The 11,024-nt window shown below is 40.1% G+C and carries 11 protein-coding genes; 2 read left to right on the forward strand and 9 right to left on the reverse strand.

Annotation, left to right across the window (positions count from 1 at the left end):
- Positions 1-207: 207 nt before the first annotated feature.
- The 4 genes from panF to JFU56_RS14030 all read right to left on the reverse strand — a co-directional run bounded on the left by panF (position 208) and on the right by JFU56_RS14030 (position 3,231).
- Positions 208-1,644, reverse strand: coding sequence for a sodium/pantothenate symporter (gene panF, locus JFU56_RS14015; RefSeq protein ID WP_198437909.1), 1,437 nt, complete (start codon positions 1,642-1,644; stop codon positions 208-210).
- Positions 1,637-1,831 carry a DUF997 family protein gene (locus JFU56_RS14020; RefSeq protein WP_198437910.1) on the reverse strand — a complete coding sequence of 65 codons (195 nt, stop codon included), beginning with the start codon at positions 1,829-1,831 and terminating at the stop codon, positions 1,637-1,639. The genes panF and JFU56_RS14020 overlap by 8 nt, the downstream gene beginning before the upstream one ends.
- A gap of 168 nt (positions 1,832-1,999) precedes the next feature.
- Entirely contained in the window at positions 2,000-2,518 is a 519-nt protein-coding gene (locus tag JFU56_RS14025) for a cache domain-containing protein (RefSeq protein WP_242065962.1), read from the reverse strand.
- A 308-nt stretch (positions 2,519-2,826) separates the two neighbouring features.
- Entirely contained in the window at positions 2,827-3,231 is a 405-nt protein-coding gene (locus JFU56_RS14030) for an OsmC family protein (protein WP_198437912.1), read from the reverse strand.
- Positions 3,232-3,515: 284 nt separating this feature from the next.
- Here JFU56_RS14030 and crp point away from each other — a divergent pair, with 284 nt between their 5' ends.
- Positions 3,516-4,157 carry a cAMP-activated global transcriptional regulator CRP gene (crp, locus tag JFU56_RS14035; protein WP_017223190.1) on the forward strand — a complete coding sequence of 214 codons (642 nt, stop codon included), beginning with the start codon at positions 3,516-3,518 and terminating at the stop codon, positions 4,155-4,157.
- Between the two features lie 95 nt (positions 4,158-4,252).
- On the opposite strand, the gene JFU56_RS14040 is transcribed toward crp, so the two are convergent.
- From JFU56_RS14040 to glnK, 5 genes are all read right to left on the reverse strand, one after another.
- Positions 4,253-5,119, reverse strand: a complete 867-nt coding sequence (locus JFU56_RS14040; protein ID WP_198437913.1) for an NAD(P)-dependent oxidoreductase — start codon at positions 5,117-5,119, stop codon at positions 4,253-4,255.
- A gap of 51 nt (positions 5,120-5,170) precedes the next feature.
- Positions 5,171-6,376 (reverse strand): aspartate aminotransferase family protein, encoded by a 1,206-nt coding sequence (locus JFU56_RS14045; protein ID WP_305798248.1) that lies wholly within the window; start codon positions 6,374-6,376, stop codon positions 5,171-5,173.
- A 139-nt stretch (positions 6,377-6,515) separates the two neighbouring features.
- Positions 6,516-7,100: an aminodeoxychorismate/anthranilate synthase component II gene (locus tag JFU56_RS14050; RefSeq protein ID WP_198437915.1), complete on the reverse strand. Its 585-nt coding sequence runs from the start codon at positions 7,098-7,100 to the stop codon at positions 6,516-6,518.
- Between the two features lie 174 nt (positions 7,101-7,274).
- Positions 7,275-8,507 carry an ammonium transporter gene (locus JFU56_RS14055; protein ID WP_198437916.1) on the reverse strand — a complete coding sequence of 411 codons (1,233 nt, stop codon included), beginning with the start codon at positions 8,505-8,507 and terminating at the stop codon, positions 7,275-7,277.
- An 11-nt stretch (positions 8,508-8,518) separates the two neighbouring features.
- Positions 8,519-8,857: a P-II family nitrogen regulator gene (gene glnK / locus JFU56_RS14060; protein ID WP_017223195.1), complete on the reverse strand. Its 339-nt coding sequence runs from the start codon at positions 8,855-8,857 to the stop codon at positions 8,519-8,521.
- Positions 8,858-9,368: 511 nt separating this feature from the next.
- On the opposite strand from glnK, the gene JFU56_RS14065 reads away from it, so the two are divergent.
- Positions 9,369-10,490 (forward strand): PKD domain-containing protein, encoded by a 1,122-nt coding sequence (locus JFU56_RS14065; RefSeq protein ID WP_198437917.1) that lies wholly within the window; start codon positions 9,369-9,371, stop codon positions 10,488-10,490.
- Positions 10,491-11,024: the final 534 nt, after the last annotated feature.

Here is an 11,024-nt window from a genome sequence, read left to right on the forward strand (position 1 = left end):
GCTCAGTATAGGTGCTAGTCCGTTTAAATGGGCTCTAATCTGAGCTATTTAACTCGGAAATATGAAATTGATCACATTTAAAATCAACATCTTAATACTTTAAGCATAGCCCATATACTTTGCCTATTAAAATCAATTAAATAATATAAAAAGGAATAAATCGACAGGCCTTCGACGGCAGAAGGCCAGTGCTAAGCTACGAATTAATTATGCTTTTGTAATGGCTGGCGTTTGCAGCACTCGATGCACAACAAGCATGCAAAGCGCCGAAATGCATAATGCAGGCACAATCGGGTGGATGCCAAACATGGCAGGTTTAAACCATAGCAACAGTAAATAACTCACAAGGCCACTGAGCATCGCTGCTAATGCCGCATTACCTGCAATTTGTGGCCAATATAATCCAGCTAAAATAGGCCATAAGAATACCGCTTGTAATGCACCAAACGCAGCAAGATTAAGCCATACGATCATACTCGGCGGCTCAATCGCACAATAGGTCGCAATGAGTGTTACCAGCACCATCGCCACACGCGTTAAGCTTACTTGTGCGTTAGCCGTTAACGAGGGATAACAACGAACAACACCATCTCGCACCAGACTAACTGCAGATTGCAGCAACATTGAATCCACCGATGACATAACAGCGGCTATCGGTGCCGCTAATAATACGCCAGCCCAGAACGGGTCAAAAAGACCTGTAATCAATGTTGGCATTATCTCATCTGGTACAGTCAAATCAGGATATAAAGCCCGGCCTAGTACACCACTTAAGTGCGGGATGAGAGTCATTAAGAAACTAATGATCGTTCCCCAAATCATGCCTCGCTTTAATGCGTTAGTATCTTTCACCGCGAGTAAGCGTACAACAGTATGCGGTAATCCCAAGGTGCCAAAACAGATTAGCATCCAAAAAGACAGCATCATTGGCCAACCAAGTTGCCCACTATTACCCTGCGGACTCAATAGCGTCGGCGATTGTGTACTCACGTCTGTCATTAATGCCGTTAAACCGCCTTGCGATAACAAGGTGATAAAAATGACTAATACACCGATAATCATCAAGATACCTTGAAACGCATCAGTGATCACAACAGCACGAAAACCACCAGTCAACGTATACGCCAGAACCGTGATGACAAATAGCCCAAGTCCGAGTTCATAACTAATGCCACTCACGCCCGAGAACAAACGAGCACCACCAATAAACTGTACCGAGATCATAGCGATGAAACCGACTACCAGGCTGACCAAAGCTAATTTTGTTAGCCAGCTGTTCTGATATCGTGCGTCCAACCATTCAATCAAGGTAGCGTGCTCAGCTTTTCGCTGCGCAAGTAGTTTTGGGCCTAAAACACCCAAGGTGAGCATTGCAACGGGAACCTGGATCAGCGCCAACCACACCCAGCCTAAACCAATTTTATACGCAGCGCCGGGTCCACCAATAAATGAACTGGCACTGGTGTAAGTAGCGACTAACGTCAGGGCTAACAAGGGGCCATTAAGAAAACGTCCACCAATAAAAAAGCGTTTCGCTTTATCCTGATATAACTCACCGGCTTGTTTTGATTGACGGGCACTCCACCAACGAGTGATCAGTAAACTAGCAATAAGGTAGATAAAAATAGGAATGAGATTAGTCATGATAAGTAGATTTAATCATTAAAATAAGAGAGAAAATAAGCAGTATAGGTGCAAACAGGCAAGAAAACCAAAACCAAACAGGCAGTCCCCACCAGTTACCTTGATCTGCTAATAATAGCGGTCCTGCACACCACAGCGCAAAGTAGCCCAGTGTCAGTAACAAGGATTTTTTTGAAATTAAGTGCATAGTTAAGCCTAAAATAAATATCGCCTAGAATATAACGCATCAGAATAGATAAATAACTCTAATCAGGTGACTCCCCTAGCCGTTTTAGTGTTTAACGCTGAATTATATCGCTATAAAGTACATACATCCAAATAATGTTTTACAGTTGACTCATATTGCTATGATTTATTATACGACCAGTTCATCAAACGAGATCAAGGTATGGCTGATGATCGAATCGATATCATCAATATAAACTCCTGCACCATAAGTCCAACCCCATGCAGAAAAACGTTTACTATATGAGATCTTACGTACCGCTTTACCACCAACAAATAGCGGAAAACAATAGCTGACAAAGGTGCCGTCGATAAGTTTACCGGCTTGTTCATGGATTATTTGGTAGGTGAAATGACCGTCCGTATCTTGCAGCATTTTTACATTTTCGTGTTCATTATCGACACCATCTAAAGACGCTAGGAGGGTATAATCATCATCGAATACAAAAATATAATTATCATCCAGTAAAATAACACGCTTTAAGGCCTGATTTTGAGCGTCCTCAAGTGATAATACACCGGATTGATAATACAGATTATAACGCTGAAAAATCGCTTCAGTTTTATCGATAATATTAACTAAGCGTGACTTGCGCTCAGTCAGTATTTCTCCGCGTAATATAGACAAATAACCCAAAGCGATAGACATAAGGATCATAACGCTGACGACAAGAGCGATGGTGATTTGATAGGTAACAGAATAACGACGGCACATAACGGCCTCTACAACACAACAAAAGAACGTGACAACATGCTAACACAAAAAAACATAAACGACTGTAAACAATGACAAAATCATAATAATGAGCTAATTTAATAGGCAGTTATACTATCCATTAATCCATTGTATATATTTATAGCATTATTTTATTTATAAGATTGTAATCAGTTTAGGCAGGATATTAACGATAAACATACAACTGCAGTCCATCGTTAATAATTCACGATCAAAAGACCTTATTTAGCTACAATTTCATAGCTAGACGTAATTTCTGCAGCCTTCTCGAGCATTTTCGCAACAGAACAATATTTCTCCATCGATAACTCAACGGCACGTTTTACTTTTTTCTCATTTAGGTCATCACCAGAAACAATGAAATGCGCATTAATTTTAGTAAAAACGCGCGGTGGTTCTGCGGCTCTTTCACTGGTTAAATCAACCTCACAACCAAGGATGTTTTGACGACCCGTTTTAAGAATATCAACAACATCAATCGAGCTGCACGCGCCCATCCCCATCAGTACAACTTCCATTGGGCTTGCCGCAATACCGTTGCGATCACCGTCCATTAACAGACCATGGCCCGTTTCTGACGTGCCCATTAATTGCATTTCTTGGATCCACTTCACATTTGCTTTCATAAAACACCTAGTTAATGTCTAATTCAAAGGTATTGAACAATATTAAATACCACAAGAGTGGTATAATGCTGTCTCATATCCCAAATATAGTCTAAAGTCACAAATAAACAGCAAGTCAATATTCAAAAAATGATATATTCACGTTGATATTGAACTGAGATCAACTCAGTTCTTGCTTATTAGTGTTATTGTCTCTTATGCTATCAAGTCATTAATAATAATAAAATTAAAATATCGCAACACGGACATAATTTGCGATTATAATAACTTACAGAGGAATACCCATGGTTGTTATCGGCAAGCCACAATCCGACCCTACTTTAGAATGGTTCTTATCTCATTGCCATATTCACAAGTACCCTTCAAAAAGTACTTTGATCCATGCTGGAGAAAAAGCAGAAACTTTATATTTTATCGTTAAAGGTTCTGTGGCAGTTCTAATCAAGGACGAAGAAGGTAAAGAAATGATCCTTTCTTACCTAAATCAAGGTGACTTCATGGGTGAATTAGGCCTATTTGAAGATACTGAAGAACCTGTACGTAGCGCATGGATCCGAGCTAAATCACCATGTGAAGTAGCTGAGATCTCATATAAGAAATTCCGTCAGTTAATCCAAGTTAACCCTGAAATTCTAATGCGTCTATCAGGACAAATGGCAGAACGTTTACAAACGACAAGCCAGAAAGTGGGTGATCTAGCATTTCTAGACGTAACAGGCCGTATTGCACAAACATTACTAAGCTTAGCAAAACAGCCTGACGCAATGACTCACCCAGACGGTATGCAAATTAAAATTACGCGTCAAGAAATTGGACAGATCGTGGGTTGCTCACGTGAAACTGTTGGCCGTATCTTGAAGATGCTTGAAGAACAAGAGCTTATTTCAGCTCATGGTAAAACGATTGTGGTATTTGGCACTCGCTAATTCAATCATTTTATTCAGCTAATAAAAAGGCGCCTGACATGTTACTCACAGTCAGACGCCTTTTTTATTCGCTATAGTTTATTCGTTAACGCATATTATGATTTATGTAATCGTTTAATCAGGACTGACGTATCACTACGCTGCTCACCAGAATCCTGTAACTCGGCATAAAACCCATCGACTAATTTCGCAATCGGCACTAAAGAGCCATTACGCTCTGCTTCTTCGAAACAGATTCCGAGATCTTTACGCATCCAATCAATAGCAAAGCCAAAATCAAACTTCCCCTGAGCCATCGTCAACGTACGATTTTCTAACTGCCAAGATTGTGCAGCACCATTACGTAAGACATCAAGAACGACATGTTCATCTAATCCCGCATTCTTAGCAAAATTAATACCTTCAGCCAAACCTTGCACCAATCCCGCGATACAAAGTTGATTAACCATTTTACATTTTTGCCCAGCTCCGGCAGCACCAACCAAGGTAACTTTCTTCGCCATAATATCCAATACAGGCAAAGCACGCTCATATGCACAGGCTCCACCACCGGTCATAATTGTCAGCAGAGCATTGTCAGCACCCGCTTGCCCACCCGACACTGGCGCATCCAGAAAATGAACCTTTGATTTAGCACAGGCAGTAGATAGCTCTTCGGCTAATAATGCTGATGTGGTCGTGTGATCGATAAGTATCGTATCGGCTGTCATTGCCGACAGCACGCCATCATCACCGTAAACAACGCTGCGTACATCATCATCATTACCAACACACATAAGTACTAAATCAGCGTTAGTTGCTGCTAGATGAGGCGTAGAGGCTCGTTCACCGCTATATTTATCCACCCATGCTGCCGCTTTACTCGCTGTACGATTAAATACCACGACATCATGTCCAGCATTCTGCAGATGTCCCGCCATCGGATAACCCATTACACCTAAACCTATAAATGCTATTTTCACTGTTTACTCCACCTATAACATGTCACTTTTAATGTTCATTATAATTAACGGCTAAGCCGATAACCATTTTTCAATAGCAAGACTCAGTTTTTGCATCCCGACATGGATGTCACTGTCAGGTATATTAAGTGCAGGTGTAAAGCGTAATACATTCGCGCCAGCCACTAATATCAACAAGCCTTCTTTAGCAGCCAAATTCATAATAGCGATAGCCTGACCTTCATACTGCTCAGTTAACTCAGCACCTAATAATAACCCTTCACCCCGAATATCAGCAAAAATACCGTGTTGATGATTAAGCGCAGCTAAAGCATTTTTAAAGATAACTGACTTAGCCTTAACTTGTGCTAGAAAAGCAGTATCATTGACAGTATCAACAACTACCTCTGCAATGCTACAAGCTAATGGGTTGCCACCATAAGTACTACCATGGGTACCGACACGTAAACTTTTCGCGATATTCGCCGTTGTTAACATCGCTGCAATAGGGAAGCCAGCACCAAGCCCCTTAGCTGAGGTTAAAATATCCGGTTTAACATCCGTATTTTGATAAGCATATAAGGTTCCTGTACGACCGACACCAGTTTGCACTTCATCAAATATCAACAGCGCATTGTATTTATCACACAACGCACGAACGCCAATCATAAATTGCTGGCTAGCAGCATGGATCCCGCCTTCACCTTGTAAAGGTTCCATCATAATAGCGCAGGTGTTATCACTCATAAGCGATTCTAAAGCAGCTAGATCATTAAAATCAACATGTTCAATTGCACCAGGTTTAGGGCCGAAACCGTCAGAGTACACAGCTTGCCCACCCACAGTCACCGTGAAGAAAGTACGACCGTGAAAACCTTGATTAAAGGCTATAATCTGATCTTTTTTATCACCAAAATTATCCAGTGCATAACGACGTGCTAACTTCAATGCAGCTTCATTTGCTTCGGCGCCTGAATTAGCAAAAAAGACTTGCTCCGCAAATGTCGCGTCAGTTAATTTAGTCGCAAGTCTTAAGGCTGGTTCGTTGGTCAGTAAATTACTGACATGCCACAGCTGTTGGCTTTGTGTTTGTAACGTTTCAACTAAAGGAGGGTAACAATGACCTAAACAACTAACAGCAATACCAGCCGCAAAATCAATATATTCATTATCATCTTGATCCCACAGTCGAGAGCCTTGACCACGAACAGGGATCATCGCTGCTGGTGCGTAATTAGGCACCATGACAGTATCAAAATCTTTCCGGCTTACACCTATTACATTCTTGGTCATATTCCTTCCCTCTCAGTAAAATCAATAACTAAATACTTAAATGCCAAATCATATCGCATATATATTCAATAATTATAGATATTTAATCACAGGTCAAGTTAATATTGGATAATGTAATAGAAATTTATAAATTACGCATAAGAAAGTTATTTAGTAGCTCTTTACCTTGCTCAGTCAGAATGCTTTCAGGATGAAATTGCACGCCTTCTAATGCCAACGATTTATGCTTAAAGGCCATGATTTCATCAAATTCACCAGCCTCATTTTCTGTCCAAGCAGTAATTTCAAATACATCGTTTAATGTGAGGGTTTCAACAATTAAAGAATGATAGCGCGTCACAGTCAAAGGATTATTTAATCCCGTAAACACGCCTTTACCTTTGTGCTTTATTGCTGATGTTTTGCCATGCATTACTTTTTTAGCTTTTATCACATTAGCACCAAATACTTGCGCGATAGCTTGATGACCAAGACAAACACCTAAAATAGGTATCTTCCCAGAAAATGCTTCAATAACTGACAATGATATTCCCGCATCATTGGGTGTGCAAGGACCAGGAGAGATAACAAGATAGTCTGGAGACAGCGAGGATATTTGCGCAAGTGAAATTTCATCATTACGTTTAACGATAACCTCTTGACCAAGTTCAGAGAAGTATTGGAATAAATTAAACGTAAAGCTATCGTAATTATCGATAATGAGTAACATGAAAAATTATAATTCTAATGTGGAAACAGGGTAAATAATATCACAGGTAAAGGTGGGATTCTAATCATGAGCGTTCGTAATAATACCTACAGTTCAGTGTTAGCTTTATTCAGAAACAAAAAAACAAAGCTCAGCAAGTGCCAAGCTTTGTTTTTAACTAAGTACTAAATAACTTTATTTAACTGATACAAACTCAGGGTAAGCATCGATACCACAGTCCGCCATGTCCATTCCTATTACTTCTTCTTCTTCAGTAACACGAATGCCCATTGTCGCTTTAAGTACTGCCCAAACTAGGATACTTGCGCCAAACACCCATGCAAAGATAATTGCAGCGCCGTATAGTTGAGCACCAAACGTCGCATCGGTATTGCTAAATGGCACAACCATTAGACCAAATAAACCACACACACCGTGTACAGAGATAGCACCAACGGGATCATCAATTCTCGCTTTATCTAATGCTACGATACTAAAGACAACTAACACACCACCTAATGCACCCAATAAGGTCGCAAATGCTGGCGATGGGCTTAACGGGTCAGCTGTAATAGTCACCAGACCAGCTAACGCACCATTAAGAACCATCGTTAAGTCCGCTTTACCCCACATCAATTTAGTGATGAGCAGTGCAGCAACAGCACCGGCAGCAGCCGCTGTATTGGTATTTACAAAGATTGCACCGACAGCCGTTGCATTTTCAACATCTGAAATTAATAGCTGTGAACCACCATTAAAACCAAACCAACCCATCCATAAGATAAATGCACCTAATGTCGCTAATGGCATATTTGAACCAGGGATTGGATAAACCTCACCATTTTTACCGTATTTCCCCTTACGAGCACCCAGTAAAAGTACCGCCGCTAGTGCAGCTGATGCACCAGCCATATGCACAATACCTGAGCCAGCGAAATCAGAGAAACCAGCTTCAGATAAGAAACCACCACCCCAAGTCCAATAACCTTCAATCGGATAAATAACACCTGTTAAAACAACCGTGAAAGCAAGGAAAGCCCATAACTTCATACGTTCAGCAACCGCACCAGATACAATCGACATTGCAGTTGCAACAAATACTACCTGGAAGAAAAAGTCTGATTCTAACGAATGATCAGCGCCTTCCGATGCTGTACCGATTAATGAACCAAATGATGGGATGATGCCACCTTCAGCATTATCAACATACATGATGTTATAGCCGACTAATAAAAACATAATACATGCGATTGAATAAAGCACGACGTTCTTAGTCAAAATTTCAGTGGTATTCTTAGAACGAACCAGACCAGCTTCTAGCATTGCAAAACCTGCAGCCATCCACATAACTAGTACACCAGACATTAAAAAGTAAAAAGTATCGAGTGCAAAACGCAGCTCAGTAACTGTAGTTGTTAATTCTTGCATAATTTATTCCTTTAAATTGCTTCTGAATCCATTTCGCCCGTACGGATACGCACAACTTGTTTTAGGTCGTAAACAAAAATCTTACCATCACCAATCTTACCTGTGTAAGCAGCACTGCTAATAGCTTCAATGAGGCGATCAACGTTTTCACTCTGCGTGGCAATTTCTAACTTAACTTTAGGTAAGAAATCAACTTGATATTCTGCACCACGATAAAGTTCGGTATGACCTTTTTGACGACCAAAACCTTTTACCTCAGTAACAGTTAACCCTTCAACACCGAAATCTGCGACAGCTTCACGTACATCATCGAGTTTAAACGGTTTAATGATTGCGCTTATTAGCTTCATATAAGAGCTCCTTGCATAAGTATATGGAAAATCTATATACTTAAGTTAATTCAACCTCCGTGCCAATTATTTTAAACCTTATTATTCAACAACTTAAGTTGAATAATGTATTTAAACACTTCGAACAAGCCCCATAATAGTGCAACCATTCAATTACTAACACCAAACCAGTGCAGATGTTACACGACTATTACAACCCTGTTACTTTGAGATCTCAGTCTCAATTTTAATAACTACTCATATCTTAAAATCATGTAAGACATTATCTATTTTTAATGGTTAATGATTACTACTAATTAGGCACTCTTAAGTCTAAATGATTAAATCTGATATTAATCTATTTAAAATCCATTAAATCTCTCCAATAAAGTAACAAATAAAAGGTGACACAACGTTTTGTACCACGACTAAATTAGTACTTCTTATAAACAGTAATAATGATAATGTGCTTCCAAACCAAGTAGCTAAGATGGATCTGTTACTTTAAACCTCAACTCATGGAAGAGATACGATGAAAAAATTACTACTGGTAGCACTATTATCAACGCTTACAGCTTGCGGTTCTGAGGATGTATTTGATAGTGACGATAAAGATGAGCAAATAAATACGATATCGTCCGTGAGTTACTCTGCCACACCTAATGGTATAAACTCACCCATTTATAATTTCAGTTCAGTTTATACCGTAAATAATATTGAACAATCCACAGATAACGTGACCTTTAACTGGTCAGTAAACTTAGAAGGTGAAGGTCAAATAACCTCACTCTATCCCGAGAGCGCACCTCAGTATCAGTTTAGAGAAGCTGCTACCTACAAAATAAAGTTAATAATAGAGGATCAGTCTGGCGAAGCTTTGGCTCAGTACTCAAAAGATGTAGCAATCAGTGCAGAAGATATAGCAACGCAACCAGTATCACCAACAGCAGTGATAGATATCACGGATAGAGAAAAAACGGTATATACGTTTAATAGCGACTCTTCAGGCTATAGTGAAGGTTCTTTATCTCAAATTGAATGGGTAATTGAGGGCCAAGAGATGTCAGGGTCTCAAGTCACCCACACTTTTAGTCAAGCAGGGGAATATATTGTCCATTTAAAAGTCACCGCAGAAGACAATAGCCAAGCAGAAACAGCAATGGCTATTAACGTGGTGGATGAAACAACAACACCAGCGGCTAGATTTAACTACACAAAGAATAAGTTAGTTGTAAACTTCGATGCAAACGAAAGTTCAAACCAGAGCAGCGATATCGCGTCTTATTACTGGGATTTTGGTAACGGAGAGTCTGCAATCGGTATTACAGCCTCTACAACGTATCCATCAGAAGGGCCTTATAGTGTCGTACTTACCGTAGCGAGCAAAGAAGGTGTAACGAATACTGAAACAAAAACAATTGATGCTTACGAAGAAGCTTCTTACGTGACTTGTGATGTATTGACCACCTCTAGTTTAATATTTAAGAGTGCAGATGAAGGTCAGTGCTTTAGTACTTCAGTAATTACAAATCGAGTAGCAGCAGAAGCATGGTGTAGCACAAGAGTTCAGCAATACATCAATGATTTATCATTTATCCGTATAACCCCAACATTAACTTGGCAAGTAAGACAACAAGGTAATAATGAGTGCTAAGTTAGCGCGAATGCTTGAAGTGAAATAAGATTCGTCATATTTATCTGAAAGCCTGAAAGCCTGAATCAATGATTCAGGCTTTCGTTGTTTTTTGGCAAAGAGAAAGTGGACGACTTTTTATAAACCACAACTCGCGGCCTCCGGCGTGTCAGCCCGCTTATCTTTTTATAAAGCGTCCAATCAACTGAATACGTTTAATAAAATACAGCACTCTGCAAAATCTGTGTTTCTGCATGCCTGAATTTCAGGCACAAAAAAAGCCTGAATCTTTCGATTCAGGCTTTCGTTGTTTATTGGCGGAAGTGGACGAGACTCGAACTCGCGAAGCCTTCGGCAGCGTGACAGGCCGCCTTTTTTTGTAAATAGCCTAACCAACTGAACTACCATTCCGCACCATCTGTTTTCTTGTATCTCGAATTTTAGGCATAAAAAAACCTGAATCAATGATTCAGGTTTCTTTATTAGTTGGCGGAGTGGACGAGACTCGAACTCGCGACCCCCGGCGTGACAGGCCGGTATTCTAACCAACTGAAC

The sequence above is a fragment of the Moritella sp. F3 genome, from assembly GCF_015082335.1.
Taxonomy (GTDB): Bacteria; Pseudomonadota; Gammaproteobacteria; order Enterobacterales; family Moritellaceae; genus Moritella.

Coding starts and splice junctions, on each gene's coding strand:
- JFU56_RS14025 (WP_242065962.1), bottom strand. CDS start 2,518: ATGTCTATCGCTTTGGGTTATTTGTCTATATTACGCGGAGAAATACTG.
- panF (WP_198437909.1), bottom strand. CDS start 1,644: ATGACTAATCTCATTCCTATTTTTATCTACCTTATTGCTAGTTTACTG.
- JFU56_RS14065 (WP_198437917.1), top strand. CDS start 9,369: ATGAAAAAATTACTACTGGTAGCACTATTATCAACGCTTACAGCTTGC.
- crp (WP_017223190.1), top strand. CDS start 3,516: ATGGTTGTTATCGGCAAGCCACAATCCGACCCTACTTTAGAATGGTTC.
- JFU56_RS14030 (WP_198437912.1), bottom strand. CDS start 3,231: ATGAAAGCAAATGTGAAGTGGATCCAAGAAATGCAATTAATGGGCACG.
- JFU56_RS14050 (WP_198437915.1), bottom strand. CDS start 7,100: ATGTTACTCATTATCGATAATTACGATAGCTTTACGTTTAATTTATTC.
- JFU56_RS14055 (WP_198437916.1), bottom strand. CDS start 8,507: ATGCAAGAATTAACAACTACAGTTACTGAGCTGCGTTTTGCACTCGAT.
- JFU56_RS14020 (WP_198437910.1), bottom strand. CDS start 1,831: ATGCACTTAATTTCAAAAAAATCCTTGTTACTGACACTGGGCTACTTT.
- glnK (WP_017223195.1), bottom strand. CDS start 8,857: ATGAAGCTAATAAGCGCAATCATTAAACCGTTTAAACTCGATGATGTA.